The sequence below is a fragment of the Sphingomonas fucosidasi genome (assembly GCF_036663855.1).
GTDB classification, from domain to species: domain Bacteria; phylum Pseudomonadota; class Alphaproteobacteria; order Sphingomonadales; family Sphingomonadaceae; genus Sphingomonas; species Sphingomonas faeni_B.
In genome coordinates, this window is sequence record NZ_JAXOJR010000005.1 from 70,292 (window position 1) to 90,080 (window position 19,789).

The following is a 19,789-nucleotide window of genomic DNA, read 5'->3' on the forward strand; positions in this document are numbered from 1 at the left end:
GGGGTCCAGGCCCGAACCCTCCCGGCATTCGACGGTGATGTAATCCTTGGGCCCCCGCGTTCGCGGGGGAACAGTTGAGTAGGTCAGCCGACGAACGCGCGCTCGATCACGAACGTACCCGGCTTCGAATTCGCGCCTTCCTCGAAGCCCTGCGCCTCGAGCATCACCGCGAATTCCTTGATCATCTCGGTCGAGCCGCACAGCATCGCCCGGTCGGTTTCGGGATTGAGCTTCTGCTCGCCGCGCACCGGGTGGCCGAACAGCGAGGCATCCTCGATCAACGCGCCGATCCGTCGCGTGGTGCGGAACGGCTCGCGCGTGACGGTCGGGATATAGTGGAACTGCGTCTGCGCCTCATCGGCGATCAGCGGATCCTCCGCCAGCAGCCCAACCATCTCGTCATGATAGGCGAGATCGCTCACCCGCCGCACGCTGTGCACGACGATCACCTGCTCATACGCCGCATACACGTCGGGATCGCGCATCAGGCTGAGGAACGGCGCGAGGCCGGTGCCGGTCGAGAACATGAACAGCCGCTTCCCCGGCAGCAGCGCGTCGAGCACCAGCGTGCCGGTCGGCTTCTTGCCGAGATACACTTCGTCGCCGGGCTGGATCAGCTGGAGCTTCGAGGTGAGCGGGCCATCCTCGACCTTGATCGACAGGAACTCGAGCTCCTCCGAATAATGCGGCGACGCGATCGAATAAGCGCGCATGATCGGCTTGCCGCCCTCCTGGGGGAGGCCGATCATCACGAACTCGCCCGAGCGGAAGCGGAAGGTCGACGGCCGCTCGATCGCGAAGCTGAACAGATGTTCGTTCCAGTGACGCACCCACAGCACCTTGGCGTTGAGGAACGCGGGGGTCTCGGGGATCAGCACGGGCGGGCGCGTTGCTTCGATCATCGGGGCGGTCATGCGTCTATTCCTTCGGCCGCGCAGAATCGCGCTGGCGGGTCAATGCTTGCGAAACGGTCGCAGTATTGGTGTCGGGGGAATGGGTCAACAACAGCTAAACTTGGCCTTGCCCAAACAGCCCCTAGCCCGCGACAGTCGACCTTAAGCAATCCTCCCCCGCCAGGGGGAGGTGGCGCCGAAGGCGTCGGAGGGGGAGGACACGGAACAGCCGTTGCGCCTGCCTCCCCCTCCGTCTGGCAAGTGCCAGCCACCTCCCCCTGGCGGGGGAGAATCCTTTGAAGGTCGATCCGCCTTGCGCCGCCTCCTCCGCGGAAGATCGCGAGCCGTTGCCGACCGACCGCATGTTCCCCATATTCCCCCACGATGGCCATTCAGATCCGCACCAGTCTCGCCGAGCCCGAAACCGGCGAAAGCTTCGTCCCGCACCGCCCCACCGCACGCCCGAACAAGGTCGAGGGGGGCAAGGCGTTCAAGCTCGTCAGCGAGTATGAACCCGCGGGTGACCAGCCCACTGCGATCGCCGAACTCGTTTCCGCGATCGGCGACGGCGAGAAGGATCAGGTGCTGCTCGGCGTCACCGGCTCGGGCAAGACCTTCACGATGGCCAGCGTCATCAACCGCGTCCAGCGCCCCGCGCTGATCCTCGCGCCGAACAAGATTCTGGCGGCGCAGCTCTACGGCGAGATGAAGTCGTTCTTCCCCGAGAACGCAGTCGAATATTTCGTCAGCTATTACGATTATTACCAGCCCGAAGCCTATGTCGCGCGCTCGGACACGTACATCGAGAAGGAGTCGTCGACCAACGAGTCGATCGACCGGATGCGGCATTCCGCTACCCGTGCGCTGCTCGAACGCGACGACGTGATCATCGTCGCGTCGGTGTCGTGCCTGTACGGCATCGGCTCGGTCGAGACCTATTCGGCGATGATCTTCGACCTGAAGAAGGGCACGACCGTCGACCAGCGCGAGATCGTGCGGAAGCTCGTCGCGCTCCAGTACAAGCGCAACGACGCGGCGTTCCAGCGCGGCAATTTCCGCGTGAAGGGCGACACGCTCGAAATCTTCCCGTCGCATTACGAGGACAGCGCGTGGCGCATCTCGTTCTTCGGCGACGATATCGAGGAGATCACCGAGTTCGATCCGCTGACCGGCAAGAAGGTCGCGTCGCTGAACTCGGTGCGGGTGTACGCAAACTCGCATTACGTGACGCCTGGCCCGACGCTCAAGCAGGCGGGCGAGGCGATCAAGCACGAGCTGGCCGAGCGGCTGAAGGAGCTGGTGCTGGAAGGCAAGTTGCTCGAGGCGCAGCGGCTTGAGCAGCGGACGAACTTCGATCTCGAGATGATCGCGGCGACCGGGTCCTGCGCGGGGATCGAGAATTACAGTCGCTTCCTCACCGGTCGCATGCCGGGTGAGCCGCCACCCACTTTGTTCGAATATCTCCCCGACAACGCGCTGCTGTTCGTCGACGAGAGCCACGTCACGATCGGCCAGATCAACGGCATGTCACGCGGCGATCACCGTCGCAAACTGACGCTCGCGGAGTATGGCTTCCGCCTGCCGAGCGCGATCGACAACCGCCCGCTGCGCTTTAACGAATGGGACGCGATGCGCCCGCCGACGACCTATGTCTCGGCGACCCCGGGCAGCTGGGAGATGGAACAGACCGGCGGCGTGTTCGCCGAGCAGGTCATCCGACCAACCGGGCTGATCGATCCGCCCGTCGAGATCAAGCCCGTCGAGGAACAGGTGCAGGATCTGATCGTCGAGGTCGGCAAGACCACGGCGCTGGGCTACCGCACGCTGGTCACGACGCTGACCAAGCGGATGGCCGAAGACCTCACGGAATACATGCACGAGGCGGGCATCAAGGTCCGCTACATGCACAGCGACGTCGAGACGCTGGAACGCATCGAACTTATCAGAGATCTCCGTCTCGGCGTCTACGACGTCCTCATCGGGATCAACCTGCTGCGCGAAGGGCTCGACATCCCCGAATGCGGGCTGGTCGCGATCCTCGATGCGGACAAGGAGGGCTTCCTGCGCTCCGAGACGTCGCTGATCCAGACGATCGGCCGCGCGGCGCGCAACGTCGATGGCCGCGTGATCCTGTACGCCGACCGCGTCACCGGATCGATGGAGCGCGCGATGAACGAAACGTCGCGCCGCCGCGAGAAACAGGTCGCCTACAACACCGAGCACGGCATCACCCCGACGACGATCCGCCGCAACATCGGCGACATCATCGCGCATGTCGCGAGCCACGATCAGGTGACTATCCCGATCGACGAGGACCGTCCGCACATGGTCGGGCATAACCTTCGCGCCTACATCGAGGATCTCGAAAAGCAGATGCGCAAGGCTGCTAGCGATCTGGAGTTCGAAACCGCCGGTCGACTGCGCGACGAAATCCGGCAGTTGGAGAACGAGGAACTGGGCCTGCCGGCGGATCAGCAGAAAGCGCCGGTCATGGGGCGGTCGAACGAGGGCAAGCCGGGAACCCGAAAGACGCGCTACGGGAAGAGTCAGAAGATGCGGATGGGTGGTTCGCGATCGCGGTAGCCTTGCGTGCTTGCGCTTGCCGCTGAACACTAACGGATCACCTATGCCTAATTGATGGTGCCTTATGATCCGCAGCTTTCATGACAACGAAACTGAGCGCGTCTGGCTCCGGCAGCGAAGCCGCCGATTCCCTCCAGATATCCTACATCGAGCTGTCAACCGATTAAGGTTGCTCGATGCTGCAGAAACGCTCGACGATGTTCGCTTTCCGCCAGGCAATCGCCTTCATGCCTTGACTGACGACCGCACCGGTCAGCATTCCATTTCCATCAATATGCAATGGCGTGTATGCTTCGTCTGGCGCGATGGAGGTGCCGAGCGTGTCGAAATCACAGACTATCACTGAGAGTGACTGGATCGAGAACGATCACGCCGGAGAATTACTGGCGAGTGAATTCATGGAGCCGCTAGGCCTTAGATCGGTAGATCTGGCAGCTGCCATCGACGTTTCGCAGTCGCGGATCGAAGCGCTGATTAGTGGAAACGTCCCGGTCGACGGCGAACTTGACCTGCGACTGACGCGGTACTTCAGACTGTCGGAGGGTTTTTTTCTCCGACTGCAAAATCAGTATGAGCTTTTAGAGGCCAAGCGCGCCTTGAATGGCGCGCTCGACCGGATCGTTCCCCGCGCGGCTTAGCCGACGACGAGGTCTTCGCTGCTCGACCCGTAATAGCTAGCGACGCGGTCGGCATAAGCCTGGTCGAAGACCGGTGCGTTGTTTGACCAGCTCGGGCCGCCTTCGAGGACGCGCTTGTCGATCGTTACGACGTAGAGGTCGCGGACCGCGTCGAACTGGAGCAGCGCGAACGGCAGCGGGTAGAAGCTCTTGCCCATGCCGAGAAAGCCGCCGAGGCTCAGCACGGCGTGCGTGACGCGGCCGGTGCCCTTGTGGACCATGAACGCGTGGACCGAGCCGACATTGTCGCCATCGCGGCTCTCGACCTTCATCGTGCCGGAGATGTTCGACTGGACGAGTAGCTGGGTCGGGGTCTGGGCGGCGGTGTCGGACATGAAATTTCTCCTGATATCTTCCGTCGCTGAACCGGTACCACCGTGCGGCGGTTCCCGCCTAGAGTGCTTCGTCGTACTTGAGCGACCGCCGGGCGTGCCGCATAGCGATACGATGCGCACTCCGTCCCCCCACCTCGTCGGCTTGCGATCGCTTGCCAGCCCCCTCGCCCTGGCAAGACTTGCCGGTCTGGCGACGCTTGTATCGATCGCCGGCTGCGTTCCGCCACCGCGGGTCGAAGCGCCGCCGCCGCCGCGCACCGTCGCGCCGACCCCCGCGCCGGCACCGCGCCCGGCACCGATCGCCGCGGACTGGCGCGATTGGCCGTACTCGCCGGGGACCTGGGTGTATCGCCGCGACGCCCGCGGCTCGATCGCGCTGTTCGGACCCGCCAATGCGGACGCCTCGCTGACGTTGCGCTGCGACACGGCGACGCGTCAGATTTACCTCGCACGCGCGGGCAGCACGCCGACTCCGCTGACGATCCGCACGTCGAGCGCGACCCGCGCCGTGTCCGTCCAGCCGACCGGTGGCACGCCGCCCTATGTCGCCGCCGCGCTGATGCCGAACGACTCGTTGCTGGAGGCGATGGGGTTCAGTCGCGGGCGGTTCGTCGTCCAGCAGGCCGGGCTGCCACCGCTTGTCGTACCCGCCTGGGCCGAGATCGAGCGCGTGACCGAGGATTGTCGCGCCTGATATCGACCCCGTTGTCGACGAGACGACAGTCGTACAGGATCGGCCGAAAACTTCCGTAAAACAAGGCTTGTATCACGAGGCGGGTCGGCACACATTGCGGTTGCGGTCAGGCTTGGCCGCGTTGTTTCAACAAGCGAAAGGAGGTGATCCGATGTCTCATGGTTCAGCAGTGAGTTCGGTTCGGTTCGTTCGGGGGACGCACCGCTAACGCCGCCGGTCCGCGTGGGGAGTATCCTCTCCCAGTCAACACGCGGGTCATAGGATAAGCGGTACGCATGGTCCTCCGGGCTGGAGCTCTCCGGCCGCTGACCATGTCAGGAGGTTGTCGGGTCGTCGGGAGACGATCCGGCAGCCTCTTTTCATTTGTGCGGGTGTGCTTGGTTGCGGTGATCGATCCAACTGCCATTTACGACAATGTTGCGGGAACCAACGACGTTCGCCGTCGTCGAAGCCACCCCGCCTTTTCCTAGCTGACGATATTGGCAGGCGCAGGCTGAGCGGGTGACCAACGCCTGCGGCGCACCCGTCACCACTTGTGTTCTGCCTTAACGGTGAGAACCCGAAATTAGAGCGCGCATTGAGCTAACGCTGAAGCAGCGGAAGACGCGGAAACGTCCCCACGCCCACATCGTCATCCTGACGAAAGTCAGGACCCAGGATCCCATAGGGTAGTAACCCAATACTCTGGGTCCTGACTTTCGTCAGGATGACGTGAGATATGGGACGACGGAACGGGCACGACTGAGGGACTGGCTTATGCCCCCAGCTCCGGCTGCCGCGTACGTTGCGCCCCGGCCACCCTTAGCCCGCGATTGCCCCTTTTACAGGAACGTCTTCGCCCGGTTGAGCACGATGCTGCACATCCGCGTCTTCACCTGGCCGCCAAGGTCGTCGAGCGAGAACGCCTGACCGTTCGGCGCCTGCACCTCGCCTTCTTGTCCCGCCGCGTAGCCAGGCGACGTTCGCACGCCCTGCCGCCCGGTCAGACGCTGGAGGATCGACTGCGCGCCAGTGGCCGGCGCATTCGTCGAGCCGCCCGCTCGTGCCGCGGCATTCCGTCCACCCGTCAGTGCGCCGAGCGCTCCACCCTGCCCGAGCAGATTGTTCTTCAGGCAATAGCCGAGCAGGCCAGCGGCATTGCCGGCACCGATCGATCCCACGCTCGGCAGCGCACCACCGAGCAAGCCACCGAGTCCGCCGAGGTCGCCTAGCCCACCAAGTCCGCCGAGACCATTTTGCGTCGACGCCGATTGCGGTGCGCTGGACTGCGCCGATGCGGGGGTCGCGAGGGCTAGGGCGGCCACGAGGGCGATTGCGGTCTTGGGCATGATAGGGTGCTCCGATAGGGTTATGTCACCAACGGGACTGGCCAAGGTGCGTTCCGAAAAGGTTCGCTCAGCGACCGGCGAACAACGCGTCGACCGATCCGCCATTGGCTCGCAATGACGCCTCGACCCTTCGACGAGCGTCGTAATATACGAGGGACTATGCGCCCGGGCCGGTCGTGCGAAGACTTTCAGCATCCGCGTCCGTCAGGCTGCTCTCGCGCGCAACATGATCCGCATATCCCTCGGACTGCCAGGTCGGCAGCATCGCGCTGCGCAGTTCGCCGAGGTGGTTGGCGATCATGATGTGCGCCGTCTCGTGCGCGATCACGCCGGACAGCGTGCGGGTGCCGCCGATCGCGCGACCGTTCGTCACGCGGTCGGCGCCGATGTCGCTGCGATTGAACACGATCGCCGAGTCGAAGGGCCGGCGGAACGCGAAGGCTCCGGGCGACTGGATCGCAAGGAGCCGCCAGCGCCAGCCGCCAGCCGTGAGGAACAGCGATCGTTCTAGCGGACCGGTGTAGATTGGACTGGCGCGCAACAAGCCCTCGGCACGCGCCAGTTCGCTGCCGATCCGCGAATCGATCGGGCGCTCGGCATAGACGGTGACGGTGCCTATCCGCTGCTTGTTCGGAAACGCGAGTAGCTGTGGCGCGTAGAAAATTGCGACAGCAAGCAGAAGGAGGACGGAGGCGATCCACCGGACGGGCCCCTGCCCCCTTCTGCGAACCCTCGTCGTCATGCCGGCGTCAGCAACCTTTCGCGCGCGATCTTCTCGCGCCAGACCAGCGGTGCGAGCTGGTGGACGTTCTCGCCTGCGGAATCGACGGCGACGGTCACTGGGAAGTCGGCGACCTCGAACTCGTAGATCGCTTCCATCCCGAGATCCTCGAACCCGACGACCTTGCTCCCCTTGATCGCGCGCGCGACGAGATAGGCGGCGCCGCCGACCGCCATCAGATAAGCCGACTTGCGTTCGGCGATCGCCTTGGTCGCGTCGGCGCCGCGCTCGGCCTTGCCGACCATCGCGAGCAGGCCCTGGTCGAGCATCATGCGGGTGAACTTGTCCATACGCGTCGCGGTCGTCGGACCGGCGGGGCCGACCACCTCGTCGCCGACCGGATCGACCGGCCCGACATAATAGATCACGCGACCGGCGAAATCGACGGGGAGCGGTTCGCCCTTGGCGAGCATGTCGGCGATCCGCTTGTGCGCCGCATCGCGCCCGGTGAGCATCTTGCCGTTGAGCAGCAAGCGGTCGCCATGCTTCCAGGTCTGCACGACTTCCGGGGTGAGCGTGTCGAGATCGACGCGGATCGCGGCCTTGTCGGGCGTCCAGTTCACATCCGGCCATTCCTCCAGCTTGGGCGCCTCCAGATACACCGGGCCCGAGCCGTCGAGCACGAAATGCGCGTGGCGCGTGGCGGCGCAGTTCGGGATCATCGCGACCGGCTTCGACGCGGCGTGCGTCGGCCAGTCGAAGATCTTCACGTCGAGGATGGTCGACAGCCCGCCCAGCCCCTGCGCGCCGATGCCGAGCGCGTTGACCTTGTCGTAGATCTCTATCCGCAGCGCCTCGATGTCGTTCTTCGGCCCGCGCGCCTTCAGCTGCGCCATGTCGATCGAGCCCATCAGCGACTGCTTGGCGAGGATCATCGACTTTTCCGCAGTGCCACCGATGCCGATGCCGAGCATGCCGGGCGGGCACCAGCCGGCGCCCATCTGCGGGATCATTTCGAGCACCCAGTCGACGATCGAATCGCTCGGGTTCATCATCTTGAACTTGGACTTGTTCTCGCTGCCGCCGCCCTTCGCCGCGACGTCGATCGAGACGGTGTTGCCGGGCACCATCTCGACATGCATCACGCTCGGCGTGTTGTCCTTGGTATTGCGGCGGGTGAAGGCGGGGTCGGCGAGGATCGACGCACGCAGCTTGTTCTCGGGGTTGAGATACGCCTTGCGCACACCCTCGTCGACGACCTCCTGCAAGCTGCGGGTCGAGTCGAGGCGGCAATCCTGGCCCCATTTCACGAAGATCGTGACGATGCCGGTGTCCTGGCAGATCGGACGGTGACCCTCGGCGCACATCCGGCTGTTGGTGAGGATCTGCGCGATCGCATCCTTGGCGGCGGGCGATTTCTCGGCCTCGTACGCGACGCCGAGCGCGCGGATGTAATCCATCGGGTGGTAGTAGCTGATGAACTGGAGTGCGTCGGCGACGCTTTCGATCAGGTCGGCTTCGGTGATGACGGTCATGCAGCGCCTTTACGGATACAGGTTTGCAGGCGTCTTAGCGGCGATCGTGCGATTTATGAAGACGGGGTGCGGGCGCACGGCGGATGATCGGCGATCGCCCGGCTCGCGTCACGCTGCCCGAGCACGTGCCGCCAACAAAGCGGTCAGCGCAGACACCGCTGCGAGAGGGATGCTCAACAGGCACGCCATCGCCAAGCCGATCGCCCAGGATGCCGCAGTCCCGATATCCCACCACATGACCGGAAGTTGGGCCAACGAAAGACCGACGCCCGCGGTCCAACCGCGCCGCCTCAGCGCGGTGCCGCTGATCGCCGCCAATCCAAAAGCCACGGGATACCAGACATGCCAATAGCCGTCCGCGTCCCAGGGCTCCTTTGCGCCGGTTATCTGCGATACGCACTGCCAGTAGAGGATGCCGCCTGCAAACAGGGACAGAAACTTCACGCTATGTCTGCTCATCGGCCTGCTCTCCCACGCGATGTCTTCCCACACGATCGCGCCGACGCCAATGCGCCCGTGTGCCCTGGGAGCTTCACTTCCAGTCCCGAGCCGGGCTGCCTATGCTGCGGTCATGCATGACATAAAAAACATCCTGGTTCTGACCGGGGCCGGGATTTCGGCGGAAAGCGGGATCGCGACGTTTCGGGGGCCGGGTGGGCTTTGGGAGGGGCACCGGGTCGAGGATGTCTGCACGCCCGAGGCGCTCGCGGCGGATCCCGCGTTGGTGCACCGGTTTTACGATTTGCGGCGGGCGGCTCTGACGGGGGTGGAGCCAAATGCTGCACACCGGGCGCTGGCGCGGCTGGATGCGGGTTGGGACGGCGAGTTGCTGATCGTCACGCAGAATGTCGATGACCTGCATGAGCGGGCTAGCGCGACGCGGATGCTGCATATGCATGGCGAACTGTTGTCGGCGCTGTGTGCTGTTTGTGGGGCGCGGGAGGCTTGGACGGGGGCTTTGCCCGAGGGATCGGTGTGTGGCGCGTGCGGTTCGGCGTCGCTTCGGCCGGACATCGTGTTCTTTGGGGAGATGCCGTACCAGATGGAGCGGATCGAGGCGGCTTTGGCGCGGGCGGATCTTTTCGTTTCGGTGGGGACTTCGGGGGCGGTGTATCCGGCGGCGGGGTTCGTGCAGACTGCGGCGTATCATGGCGCGCGGACGCTGGAGCTAAACCTGGATCCTTCGATGGGGAGCGTGTTCTTCGAAGAGACGCGGATCGGGGCGGCCGGGGTGTTGGTGCCGGCTTGGGTGGAAGGGATTTTGTCGGACGTCTGATCCTCCCCTGCAAGGGGAGGTGGCAGCCCGAAGGGATGACGGAGGGGTGTCGCCGTATCGAGAGCGGGTCACCCCTCCGTCTGGCTGCGCCAGCCGCCTCCCCTTGCAGGGGAGGGTCAGGGGGGTCAGTCGACCCAGTCCAGGCCCATGTCGCGGTAGATTTCGCGGTCTTCGTCCCAGCCGGGTTTTACCTTTACGTGCAGGTACAGGTGGACCGGCTTGCCGGTGATCGAGGCGAGTTCGATGCGTGAGCGGGCGCCGATTTCCTTGATGCGGACGCCGCCCTTGCCCAGCACGATCGCGCGCTGCGTCGGGCGCTCGACGAGGATCTGCTGGTGGATCTCGAGGCTGCCGTCCTGGCGCTCGATATACTGCTCGGTCTCGATCGTGCTCGCGTAGGGGAGTTCCGCGTGGAGCTGGAGATAGAGCTGCTCGCGCGTGACCTCGGACGCCAGCGCGCGCTCGGTCGAGTCGGAGACCTGGTCCTCGGGGTAGTGCCACGGGCCTTCGGGCATCGCCTTGGCGAGCTCGGTCTTGAAGTGAGCGAGGCCGTCGCCGGTGCCGGCGCTGATGAAGAACGTCTCCGCGAAGGGGAGCAGTGCGTTCAGTTTCTCGGCGTGGATCAGCAGCTTGGTCTTGTCGGCGAGATCGACCTTGTTGAGGATCAGCCAGATCGGCTCGGTGCGACCGACCAGCGACTTGACGATCGTCGTGACCTTACCGCCGATCCCGCCCTTGGCGTCGACCACCAGTGCGATGATGTCGGAGCCTTCCGCGCCACCCCAGGCGGCGGCGACCATCGCGCGGTCGAAGCGGCGCTTGGGCTCGAAGATGCCGGGGGTATCGACGAGCAGGATCTGCGTGTCGGCCTCGATGGCGACGCCCATCAGCTTGGCGCGCGTCGTCTGCGCCTTGGGGCTGACGATCGCGACCTTCTGGCCGACGAGCGCGTTGACGAGCGTCGACTTGCCCGCGTTAGGCGCGCCGACGATGGCGACTAGGCCGCAATGCTTGGGGGCGGAGATTTCAGGCGTGGTAGGTTCGGTCACTTAGGCTCTTTTCGGCATCGGGATATTCGGGTCGATCATACAGACAAAACGCCCTCGCGTCATTCCCGCCGAACTGCGGCCTCACTCGCCGGCGCGTCGGGCGCAGTCCGAGAAGAAAGAGTTTGTTCGCGCAGAGGCGCAGAGGACGCAGAGATGAAGGGAATGAGGGTCGCACCCGCTGAACCAAACGCCGCCGAATAATCGGTGTCTTGCCGGGCACGACCTTGCCCCGATCGCACCATCTCCGCGCTCTCTGCGGCTCTGCGCGAAAAAATCCTTCTTAGCCTAGCTTCTCCAGCAGCGCCTTGGCCGCCGCGGTTTCGGCTTCCTGTTTGCTGGAGCCGGTGGCGGTCGCTTCGGCGAGCTTGCCGATCGAGACGAGGATCGTGAATTTGGGCGCGTGGCCGGGGCCGGAGCGCTCGACGACGGTGTATTCGGGGGGCTTGCGGTTGTGTGCGGCGGCCCATTCCTGGAGCGCGGACTTGGGGTGCTGCGGGGCCTTGGCGCCGGCCTGAACCCTGTCGCCCCAGGCGCCGCGGACGAAGGCGCGCGCGGCGTCGAGGCCGGCTTCCCGATACCACGCACCGATCAGCGCCTCCATCACGTCGCCGAGCACGTTGTCGCTGTCGCTGGCGCCGTCGTCGCGCGCCTGCTTGCCGAGTTTCAGATGCGCGCGGACGCCGAGTTCGCGGGCAACGTCGGCGCAAACGGGGCCGGTGACGAGCGCGTTGAGACGCTTCGACAGCGAGCCCTCGGGGTCGGTCGCGAAGAGTTCGTACAGCCACTCGGCGATGATCAGGCCGAGGACGCGGTCGCCGAGGAATTCGAGCCGCTCATAGTTCGCGGCGGCCTGGCTGCCGTGCGTCAGCGCGCGCTCATAGGGGGCGAGATTGGTCGGTGTGCGGCCGAAGAGCGTCTTCAGCCAGCCGGCGAGGTCGCTCAAAAGCCTTCCCCGATGCGGCTCCAGCGGGCGGCGCTGACCCAGGTCCAGGGCTTGAGCCATTCGGCGTCGCCGTCGGTCGAGAAGAAGTTGACGACCGCCTTGCCCTCGACATTCTCGAGCGGGACATAGCCCATGCCGCTCGGCGCGGGGAAGCGGCTGTCGCCGCTATCGTCGCGGTTGTCGCCCATCACGAAAATGTGACCGGCGGGGATCGTGTAGAGCCCGGTGTCGTCGCGGTCGGGGAGTTCGGCCTGATCGAGGACTTCGTAGCTGCGGCCGCCCGGCAGCGTTTCGCGGAAGCGGGGGTAGCGACAGATTTGCACGTTCGCGACGACGTCGACGAACGGCGCGCCGCATTTCTCGGCGTTGAAATTGGCGGTGAGCGGGATCGTGAAGTCGGCGATGCGCTGCTTCGGGATCGCCTTGCCGTTGAGGTAGACGATGCCCTGGCGCATCTGGATCGTCTCGCCGGGCAGGCCGATGACGCGCTTGATGACGTCGTGGTCGAGCACTTCGGGTGCGCGGAAGACGACGACGTCGCCGCGCGCCGGCGTGCTGCCGAAGATGCGGCCGGGGATCAGCGGCACGCCGGCGGGCAGCGACCAGCGCGAGTATCCGTAGTTCCACTTCGAGACGAACAGATAGTCGCCGATCAGGAGCCGGGGCAGCATCGACTCGGAGGGGATGCTGAACGGCGCGAAGATGAAGCTGCGCAGGATCAGCACGACCAGCGCGAGCTTCAGCAGGAAGCGAAAGGTCTCGCTCGTTTCAGACCGCTTGGGTTTCGTCTTCACGTCATTTGCCATGCGCGCGGGTTTGCGCAGACGGCGCGCGTCGTCAAGCGTATGCGGGATACCTGTCACCGAAAGAGCGTTGTCGCGGTCTCGCGCTTGCAGCATGAACGGCGCGCACGTCTATTCGGAGAAGTAGCATGACCGCCGACTGGTCCAAGATCGAAGCCCTGCCCGCCACCAAGCTGACCGACCTGTTCGCGCAGGATTCGGAGCGCCTCTCCAAGCTGAGCCTCGACGTCGCGGGCATCCATTTCGACTGGTCGAAGACGCATCTGACGACGGACATGGTCACCGCGTTCGAAGAGATGGCGAAGGCGCAGGACCTCGCGGGCAAGCGCCAGGCGATGTTCTCGGGCGAGATCGTCAATGTCACCGAGGGCCGCGCGGTCGAGCACACCGCCGAGCGCGGCGAGGGCAAGCCCGAGAGCGTCGCGATCGCGCAGGCAAGCCACGCGCGGATGCGGACGCTGATCGATGCGATCGAGGCGGATGCGCTGGGTCCGGTCCGGCATATCCTGCACGTCGGGATCGGCGGATCGGCGCTGGGGCCGCAATTGCTGGTCGATGCGCTGGGGCGTGACGACAAGCGCTACGACGTCGGCATCGTCGCCAATGTCGACGGCGTCGCGCTGGAGGACATGTTCGCGAAGTTCGATCCGGCGGCGACGTTGCTGGTGGTCGCGTCGAAGACCTTCACCACGACCGAGACTCTGATGAACGCCGAAAGCGTCCTGCAATGGATGACCGAGCATAATGTCGAGGATCCTTACGGGCGCGTGATCGCGCTGACCGCGGCGCCCGAGAAGGCGATGGAATGGGGCGTCGACGAGACGCGCATCCTGCCGTTCGCGGAGAGCGTCGGCGGGCGGTATTCGCTGTGGTCGACGATCGGATTCCCGGCGGCGATCGGGCTTGGCTGGGACCGGTTCGAGGAACTGCTGGAGGGCGCGGCCGAGATGGATCGCCACTTCCGCCTCGCCGCGCTGCATGAGAACGCGCCCGCGCTCGCGGCCTTCGCCGACCTGTATTACACGCAGGTTCGCGGGGCAGAGACGCGCGCGACGTTCGCGTATGACGAGCGGTTGCGGTTGCTGCCGAGCTATCTCCAGCAGCTGGAGATGGAGTCGAACGGCAAGTCGGTGACCGCGGACGGCGAGCCGCTTGGACGGCCGTCGGCGGCGATCACCTGGGGTGGGGTCGGCACCGAGGCGCAGCACGCGGTGTTCCAGTTGCTGCATCAGGGCACGCATCTGGTGCCGGTCGAGTTCGTCGCGTCGATCGAGCCGGGCGATACGCTGCCCGACGAGCATCACCGTGCGCTGTTGCTGAATGCGTTCGCGCAGGGGGCGGCGTTGATGGCGGGCAAGCAGGTCGAGGACCCGGCGCGCAGTTATTCGGGCGATCGGCCGTCGTCGACGCTGCTGCTCGACGATCTGGATGCACGGACTCTGGGGGCGCTGATCGCGTTTTACGAGCACCGGGTGTTCGTGAACGGCGTGCTGCTGGGGATTAATTCGTTCGACCAGTTCGGGGTGGAACTGGGGAAGGAAATGGCGAAGGCTGCGGAGAAGGCTGCGGAGAAGGGCGGGCAGACGTTCGATCCTTCGACGGACGATCTGATCAAGCGCGCGTTTGGGTGATTTCTGGGGTGGGGGCTATCTGCCCCACCCCACTCCACCACCCCGGTGTAGGCCGGGGCCCAATTGGGTGAACCGCGACGCATCGAACGCGAGCCTTTCCAATTGGGCCCCGGCCTTCGCCGGGGTGGTAGGAAGGGAGGGGGCGTTTGGGTAACGTGACTCTTTTTCTGTTCCCTTGCGAACGCGGGGGGCCAGGATACCACGCGCGGCGCTCGTGACCCTGGGCTCCCGCTTTCGCGGGAGAACAATAGCTCGCGGGAGACAACAGAAGGTTGCGCGTTACTCTTAGATGCCCCGTTCTTCTTGCCGTAGCGCTCGCCGCCTCCCCTACCCTCGCTCAAATGAAGTGGGAGCGGCGCGTATTGATCGTAGCCGCGCCATCCGAGCAAGATACTTTGCTCGCCGAACAACGCCGCATCCTTGTGAGCTGGAAGGCTAACAGCGATGACCGCGACCTCACGATCGTCGAAGTCATCGGCGACCGGGTTCGTGGCGCGGGCGACACGGCCGCTTCGATCCGCCGCAAATACCGTCTTCCCTCCCCTTTTACCGCGATCCTGATCGGCAAGGACGGGGGCGAGAAACTGCGCAGCGCGAAGCCCTTCCCCGCCGCCGTTCTCGAGCAGACGATCGACGCGATGCCGATGCGCAGGGCCGGTCAGCGATAGAGCCGACCGATCAGCGTGATCGCCGCGCCGGGGTTGTGGCGTCGCGCGCCCTGCCCCAGATGGCATGCAAAGCCGCTCGGCGGCGCGTGACCTGCAAGGACTGCCTGTGACCGATACCCAATTCGACTATGACCTCTTCGTCATCGGTGCAGGCTCGGGCGGTACGCGCGCCTCACGTGTTGCCGCTGCGCACGGCGCACGCGTCGCGGTCGCGGAGGAATACCGCGTCGGCGGCACCTGCGTCATCCGGGGCTGCGTGCCCAAGAAGCTGCTGATCTATGGTGCGCATTTCGCCGAGGACCTGAAAGATGCCAAGCGGTTCGGCTGGCAGGTGCCCGACGACTGCGCGTTCAGCTGGCCGACGTTGCGCGACAACGTCATGGAGGAGGTCGACCGGATCAACGGCGCGTACACGACCACGCTGCAGAACAACCATGTCGACATCATCCACCAGCGCGCGGTCGTCTCCGGGCCCAACGAAGTTACGCTCGCCGACGGGACCGTGAAGACCGCGGCAAAGATCCTGATCGCGGTCGGCGCGCATCCGCTGACCCCCGAGTTCCCCGGCTCGGAACACGGCATCACTTCGAACGAGGTCTTCCATCTCGACGACGTGCCGAAGCGCGTGCTGATTGCCGGCGCGGGCTATATCGCCAACGAGTTCGCCGGGATCTTCCACCAGTTCGGGGCGCACGTCACTTTGGTCAACCGCACCGACGTGATCCTGCGCGGCTATGACGAATCGATCCGCGACCGCCTGCTCCAGATCTCGATGAGCAAGGGCATCGATTTCCGCTTCAACGCCGCGTTCGAAAGCATCGAGAAGGATACGGACGGGTGTCTCACCGTCCGTATGAGCGGGCATGAGCCGATCACCGTCGACCTCGTGATGTTCGCGACCGGGCGCCTGCCGAACACCAAGGGGCTGGGCCTCGAAACCGCGGGTGTCGAGATGGACGCGGCGGGCGCGGTGATCGTCGACGAGGACAACCGGTCGAGCTGCGACTCGATCTTTGCGGTCGGCGACGTCACCAACCGGATCCAGCTGACTCCGGTCGCGATCCGCGAAGGACAGGCATTCGCCGACACTTTCTTTGGCAACAAGCCCACGCGGGTCGATTACGCCAACGTCCCCGCCGCGGTGTTCAGCCACCCGCCGATGGCCGGCGTCGGCATGACCGAGTCGCAGGCCAAGCAGGCGCTCGGCTCGGTGAAGGTCTACACGTCCGACTTCCGCCCGATGAAGAACGTACTGGCCGGCCGCAACGAGCGTTCGCTCTACAAGATGATCTGCGACGGCGAGACCGACCGGGTGGTGGGCATCCACATGATCGGGCCGGACTGCCCCGAAATCCTGCAATCGGCGGCGGTGGCGGTGAAGGCTGGGCTGACCAAGGCCGATTTCGACGCGACCGTCGCGCTGCATCCGACCATGGCCGAAGAACTCGTACTGATGAGGTAAGACCTTCGGGCTTTGCGTTGCGGGATCGACGCGGTAGATCGGGCGCATACCCGATCCTCGAAAGGTTCCAGCATGCGTGAAGCCGCCATCGTCTCGACCGCCCGTACCGCTATCGGCAAGGCGTATCGCGGCGCGTTCAATGCGACCGAAGCACCGGTGCTGGCGGGGCATGTGATGAACGCGGTGGTCGAGCGTGCGGGGATCGATCCCGCGCGCATCGACGAAGTGTTCTGGGGCGTCGGCAACCAATGGGGCACGCAAGGTGGCAACGCAGGACGCATGGCGATCTTCGCGGGTGGGCTGCCCGAGTCGGTACCGGCGTTCACGCTCGATCGGAAGTGCGGATCGGGGCTGACCGCGGTGGCGCTCGCGGCGCGGACGATCATCTGCGACGAGGCGGACGTCGCGCTGGCGGGCGGGATGGAGTCGATCAGCTACACTGTCACGAAGGACGCGCCGCGCTACGTCAATGCGAGCGTCGTGGCGAAGGAGCCGGCAGCGTATATCCCGATGATCGAGACCGCGGAAATCGTTGCGGAGAAATACGGGATCAGCCGCGAGGCGCAGGACGCATATGCGGCGATGAGCCAGCAGCGTGCCGCCGCCGGCCTCGCAAGCGGCGCGTTTGCCGAGGAGATCGTGCCGATCACGGTCGAGAAGGCGCTCTACGACAAGCAGGGCGCGCATGCCGGGATCGAGAGCGTCACACTGTCGCAGGACGAGGGCATTCGCGCGGGCACGACGCTGGAGGGTCTGCGGGGCTTGAAGACGGTGTGGCCGGGCGGCGAATTCTCCGGCCCGGGGTCGAGCGTCACCGCGGGCAATGCGAGCCAGTTGTCGGACGGCGCGTCGGCGCAGTTGCTGATGGACCGCAGGACCGCGGAGGCCGAGGGCAAGGACATCATCGGCATCTATCGCGGGTTCCAGGCGGCGGGGTGCAGTCCGGCGGAAATGGGGATCGGTCCCGTGTTCGCCATCCCGAAGCTGCTCGAGCGTGCAGGCCTGTCGGTAGGCGATATCGGGCTTTGGGAGCTGAACGAGGCGTTTGCGTCGCAATGCCTGTATTGCCGCGATTTTCTCGGGATCGATCCGGAGAAGTATAACGTCAATGGCGGCGCGATCGCCGTCGGGCATCCCTTTGGCATGACCGGATCGCGGCTGGTCGGGCATGCGCTGATCGAGGGGCGCAAGCGCGGCGTGCGTTATGTGGTGGTGTCGATGTGCACGGCCGGCGGGATGGGCGCCGCGGGGTTGTTCGAGATCGTCTGAACCCCGAACTCCGTCGAGAACCCAAACCGGCCGCCACGATCGGCTGCCGCTGTTTCACGGCACAATATGCGGGGTGACGAACGATCTGTCGCCACCCCGCACACGGATTCAGGTTCCGCTCAAGCTTGCGAAACGCCCAGTGGGAACGTCTGCGCTGCCAAAACCGGCACCGTCTGGTTTGCAACCGGAATAGTCTGCCCCTGCGATCCTGCGGCAGGCGGCGTCAAGGTCAGCGAAAAGCCCGTGCCCGACGACGATTGCGACGCACTGGCCGTGTAGGTATCGACGCTCGACCCGCCCAGCGGGATAAACCCGAACAGACTGACGGAGACGCTGGTATGCGTCGATAGCCAGGACGAGAAGCTGGCATACTCTCCTTGGGCGAAGTCGACGGTGATCGTAGGATAGCCCGACACGACGAGTGCCTTGATATAGGCGAGCCCGTCGGCGCCGAGCGTGATCCCGCCGGGTATCGCATTCACGAACGTGAAACCCGATTCCGCCGCAGCAGAGCCGGCCTGAAGATTGCTCCAGGCCTGGTTCAAGATCGGCTCGTAGAACCAGCCGGTCGTCGGCACCGCCGTTCCCTGATAACCGGTCGGAAAGAACGGAATGATCGTCACCCCGGGATAGACCATGGTTATCGTCATGGACGAGCCAGACCCCTGCTGGGCCGCGACGTCGCCCTTGAACGAAGTGCCTGCGCTGATGTTGAGCAAGGCGCCGCCAAAGCTCAACCCCGCAGAACCCTGGAACGCGACGTTGTACGAACTGCTCTGCGTCTTCTGCGCCGTGAACGACAGCGTGGCTTTCTGACTGACGTTGTTGAGATCCTGAAGGATCGCGCTCGTCGTCATATTGCTCGAATAGCCGAGCGCCGGTCCGGCGCTGGGCGGGTTGAATAGCGAGATGCCGCCATTTGTGGTGTTGGGCGTCAGGTTGTTCTTGATCTGCTGCAGCGTATAATTGCCGAGCGACTGCATATCGAACAGTCGAACGGCACCTCCCAGCGCATTGAGATAGGCGACGATCGCCTGGATAACCGGCTGTGCGCTTGGCGGCGCGTATTGCAACAACAAGCGCAGATTGGCCGCGCCCTGCATCGTCGTCAGGGAAAGCCCCGGCAGGCCCTTCGCGATACCGGCCCATTGGATACCGGCGGCATACAGCACGATATAGTCGATCGGCTGCGTGATATACGGGTTGATCGCCTGCGCCGCCGTCATCTGCGCCGCGGTCGGGGCACCATAGACGCCGATATAAGCGGTAACGACCGAGGTCGCCTGGGTCTGACTGTTCGTCATGGCCGTTTGCTGCACGGCGTTATCGGCCGCACTGAACTGCCAGGCGATACCGTTGACCAGTTGCTGATACATCAGCGCCAGCGTGCCCTGTCCGGCGATCTGAACCGTATCCGCCTGCGTCTCGCTCGGCGTCACCGCCCCCGAGATATAATTATAGGTCAACTGGTTGACGTTGATCCCGTCGGTCCACGACCAGTTGAAATCGCCGTTATACTCAACCGGCACGAGCGTCGCGGCGACCGTGCTGCCCAATACGGTTGCCGCCTGTTCGCGCAACTGCGTGATATAGCTGGCGGCAAGCTCTGCCTGGCCATTGGCATCGTCGAATCCTTCGGCCGCATAGAGCGATGATGCGCGGCCACCGGCTTTCAGGGCCATGGGCGATTGGCGTCGTTCGGTCATCTCGGGTCTCCTGTCTGAGGATACGCACGGGCACACACCGACCACCTCCCGACATTACGGCGAGGCGATCAGCGACAGAGTCCTGACTGAATGGAGCTAGGCTTGCCCTGCGAGTATGCGCTCGAGGTTCCGTGCGTCACGCCCGTCTGCGTCCGAGACGGTTGCGGTTAACCTCAGAATGGTCCGGATCGACGGTAACCGAAGCGATCGTGGCCA

General features: G+C 64.7%; 19 protein-coding genes. 9 read left to right on the forward strand and 10 right to left on the reverse strand.

Translation table 11 applies throughout. The features are described 5' to 3' along the window. Positions 1–83: 83 nt before the first annotated feature. Entirely contained in the window at positions 84–914 is an 831-nt protein-coding gene (locus tag U1737_RS10345) for a ferredoxin--NADP reductase (protein ID WP_282580498.1), read from the reverse strand. Positions 915–1,277: 363 nt separating this feature from the next. Here U1737_RS10345 and uvrB point away from each other — a divergent pair, with 363 nt between their 5' ends. The 3 genes from uvrB to U1737_RS10360 all read left to right on the forward strand — a co-directional run bounded on the left by uvrB (position 1,278) and on the right by U1737_RS10360 (position 4,114). Then, positions 1,278–3,476 carry an excinuclease ABC subunit UvrB gene (gene uvrB / locus U1737_RS10350; RefSeq protein WP_332796725.1) on the forward strand — a complete coding sequence of 733 codons (2,199 nt, stop codon included), beginning with the start codon at positions 1,278–1,280 and terminating at the stop codon, positions 3,474–3,476. Between the two features lie 64 nt (positions 3,477–3,540). Continuing rightward, on the forward strand, positions 3,541–3,822 hold the full coding sequence (locus U1737_RS10355) for a type II toxin-antitoxin system RelE/ParE family toxin (RefSeq protein WP_248522714.1): 282 nt from the start codon (positions 3,541–3,543) through the stop codon (positions 3,820–3,822). Then, positions 3,797–4,114 (forward strand): HigA family addiction module antitoxin, encoded by a 318-nt coding sequence (locus U1737_RS10360; RefSeq protein ID WP_248522713.1) that lies wholly within the window; start codon positions 3,797–3,799, stop codon positions 4,112–4,114. Before U1737_RS10355 ends, U1737_RS10360 begins: the two co-directional genes overlap by 26 nt. On the opposite strand, the gene U1737_RS10365 is transcribed toward U1737_RS10360, so the two are convergent. Further along, entirely contained in the window at positions 4,111–4,488 is a 378-nt protein-coding gene (locus U1737_RS10365; RefSeq protein ID WP_248522712.1) for a PRC-barrel domain-containing protein, read from the reverse strand. The genes U1737_RS10360 and U1737_RS10365 overlap by 4 nt on opposite strands. A gap of 112 nt (positions 4,489–4,600) precedes the next feature. Here U1737_RS10365 and U1737_RS10370 point away from each other — a divergent pair, with 112 nt between their 5' ends. Beyond that, on the forward strand, positions 4,601–5,182 hold the full coding sequence (locus U1737_RS10370) for a hypothetical protein (protein ID WP_248522711.1): 582 nt from the start codon (positions 4,601–4,603) through the stop codon (positions 5,180–5,182). Between the two features lie 821 nt (positions 5,183–6,003). Here the strand turns inward: U1737_RS10370 and U1737_RS10375 are convergent. The 4 genes from U1737_RS10375 to U1737_RS10390 all read right to left on the reverse strand — a co-directional run bounded on the left by U1737_RS10375 (position 6,004) and on the right by U1737_RS10390 (position 9,210). Beyond that, complete coding sequence (locus U1737_RS10375) at positions 6,004–6,510, reverse strand: DUF2501 domain-containing protein (RefSeq protein ID WP_332796726.1); 507 nt, start codon at positions 6,508–6,510, stop codon at positions 6,004–6,006. A 157-nt stretch (positions 6,511–6,667) separates the two neighbouring features. Beyond that, the gene (locus U1737_RS10380) at positions 6,668–7,252 is read right to left on the reverse strand and encodes a hypothetical protein (protein WP_332796727.1); all 585 of its coding nucleotides are present in this window, start codon (positions 7,250–7,252) and stop codon (positions 6,668–6,670) included. Further along, positions 7,249–8,766, reverse strand: coding sequence for a fumarate hydratase (locus U1737_RS10385; protein WP_332796728.1), 1,518 nt, complete (start codon positions 8,764–8,766; stop codon positions 7,249–7,251). The genes U1737_RS10380 and U1737_RS10385 overlap by 4 nt, the downstream gene beginning before the upstream one ends. A gap of 108 nt (positions 8,767–8,874) precedes the next feature. Next, positions 8,875–9,210, reverse strand: coding sequence for a hypothetical protein (locus tag U1737_RS10390; RefSeq protein ID WP_332796729.1), 336 nt, complete (start codon positions 9,208–9,210; stop codon positions 8,875–8,877). 127 nt (positions 9,211–9,337) lie between these two features. Between U1737_RS10390 and U1737_RS10395 the strand changes: the two genes are divergently transcribed. Then, positions 9,338–10,042 (forward strand): NAD-dependent deacylase, encoded by a 705-nt coding sequence (locus U1737_RS10395; RefSeq protein WP_332796730.1) that lies wholly within the window; start codon positions 9,338–9,340, stop codon positions 10,040–10,042. Between the two features lie 125 nt (positions 10,043–10,167). Here the strand turns inward: U1737_RS10395 and era are convergent, their stop codons facing one another. The 3 genes from era to lepB form a co-directional block, all read right to left on the reverse strand. After that, positions 10,168–11,091 carry a GTPase Era gene (gene era, locus U1737_RS10400; RefSeq protein WP_332796731.1) on the reverse strand — a complete coding sequence of 308 codons (924 nt, stop codon included), beginning with the start codon at positions 11,089–11,091 and terminating at the stop codon, positions 10,168–10,170. Positions 11,092–11,371: 280 nt separating this feature from the next. Further along, a complete protein-coding gene (gene rnc, locus U1737_RS10405; protein ID WP_443027122.1) occupies positions 11,372–12,076 on the reverse strand; it encodes a ribonuclease III in 705 nt (234 codons plus the stop codon). After that, the gene (gene lepB / locus U1737_RS10410; RefSeq protein WP_443027123.1) at positions 12,031–12,840 is read right to left on the reverse strand and encodes a signal peptidase I; all 810 of its coding nucleotides are present in this window, start codon (positions 12,838–12,840) and stop codon (positions 12,031–12,033) included. The genes rnc and lepB overlap by 46 nt, the downstream gene beginning before the upstream one ends. A 125-nt stretch (positions 12,841–12,965) precedes the next feature. Here lepB and pgi point away from each other — a divergent pair, with 125 nt between their 5' ends. From pgi to U1737_RS10430, 4 genes are all read left to right on the forward strand, one after another. Further along, positions 12,966–14,468, forward strand: coding sequence for a glucose-6-phosphate isomerase (pgi, locus tag U1737_RS10415; protein WP_332796734.1), 1,503 nt, complete (start codon positions 12,966–12,968; stop codon positions 14,466–14,468). A 341-nt stretch (positions 14,469–14,809) separates the two neighbouring features. After that, on the forward strand, positions 14,810–15,136 hold the full coding sequence (locus U1737_RS10420; RefSeq protein ID WP_332796735.1) for a DUF4174 domain-containing protein: 327 nt from the start codon (positions 14,810–14,812) through the stop codon (positions 15,134–15,136). A gap of 106 nt (positions 15,137–15,242) precedes the next feature. Then, positions 15,243–16,598 carry a glutathione-disulfide reductase gene (gene gorA, locus U1737_RS10425; RefSeq protein WP_443027118.1) on the forward strand — a complete coding sequence of 452 codons (1,356 nt, stop codon included), beginning with the start codon at positions 15,243–15,245 and terminating at the stop codon, positions 16,596–16,598. 72 nt (positions 16,599–16,670) lie between these two features. After that, positions 16,671–17,867 (forward strand): thiolase family protein, encoded by a 1,197-nt coding sequence (locus U1737_RS10430; RefSeq protein ID WP_332796737.1) that lies wholly within the window; start codon positions 16,671–16,673, stop codon positions 17,865–17,867. A 119-nt stretch (positions 17,868–17,986) separates the two neighbouring features. Here U1737_RS10430 and U1737_RS10435 read toward each other — a convergent pair whose 3' ends face one another. Beyond that, on the reverse strand, positions 17,987–19,573 hold the full coding sequence (locus U1737_RS10435; protein WP_332796738.1) for a hypothetical protein: 1,587 nt from the start codon (positions 19,571–19,573) through the stop codon (positions 17,987–17,989). Positions 19,574–19,789 lie beyond the last annotated feature (216 nt).

Excerpts from the sequence above, each read along its gene's own strand:
- U1737_RS10430 (WP_332796737.1), top strand. The coding sequence starts at position 16,671 with ATGCGTGAAGCCGCCATCGTCTCGACCGCCCGTACCGCTATCGGCAAG.
- U1737_RS10380 (WP_332796727.1), bottom strand. The coding sequence starts at position 7,252 with ATGACGACGAGGGTTCGCAGAAGGGGGCAGGGGCCCGTCCGGTGGATC.
- U1737_RS10385 (WP_332796728.1), bottom strand. The coding sequence starts at position 8,766 with ATGACCGTCATCACCGAAGCCGACCTGATCGAAAGCGTCGCCGACGCA.
- U1737_RS10395 (WP_332796730.1), top strand. The coding sequence starts at position 9,338 with ATGCATGACATAAAAAACATCCTGGTTCTGACCGGGGCCGGGATTTCG.
- U1737_RS10420 (WP_332796735.1), top strand. The coding sequence starts at position 14,810 with ATGAAGTGGGAGCGGCGCGTATTGATCGTAGCCGCGCCATCCGAGCAA.
- lepB (WP_443027123.1), bottom strand. The coding sequence starts at position 12,840 with ATGGCAAATGACGTGAAGACGAAACCCAAGCGGTCTGAAACGAGCGAG.
- U1737_RS10355 (WP_248522714.1), top strand. The coding sequence starts at position 3,541 with ATGATCCGCAGCTTTCATGACAACGAAACTGAGCGCGTCTGGCTCCGG.
- U1737_RS10365 (WP_248522712.1), bottom strand. The coding sequence starts at position 4,488 with ATGTCCGACACCGCCGCCCAGACCCCGACCCAGCTACTCGTCCAGTCG.
- U1737_RS10375 (WP_332796726.1), bottom strand. The coding sequence starts at position 6,510 with ATGCCCAAGACCGCAATCGCCCTCGTGGCCGCCCTAGCCCTCGCGACC.
- U1737_RS10435 (WP_332796738.1), bottom strand. The coding sequence starts at position 19,573 with ATGACCGAACGACGCCAATCGCCCATGGCCCTGAAAGCCGGTGGCCGC.
- U1737_RS10370 (WP_248522711.1), top strand. The coding sequence starts at position 4,601 with ATGCGCACTCCGTCCCCCCACCTCGTCGGCTTGCGATCGCTTGCCAGC.
- uvrB (WP_332796725.1), top strand. The coding sequence starts at position 1,278 with ATGGCCATTCAGATCCGCACCAGTCTCGCCGAGCCCGAAACCGGCGAA.
- U1737_RS10345 (WP_282580498.1), bottom strand. The coding sequence starts at position 914 with ATGACCGCCCCGATGATCGAAGCAACGCGCCCGCCCGTGCTGATCCCC.
- pgi (WP_332796734.1), top strand. The coding sequence starts at position 12,966 with ATGACCGCCGACTGGTCCAAGATCGAAGCCCTGCCCGCCACCAAGCTG.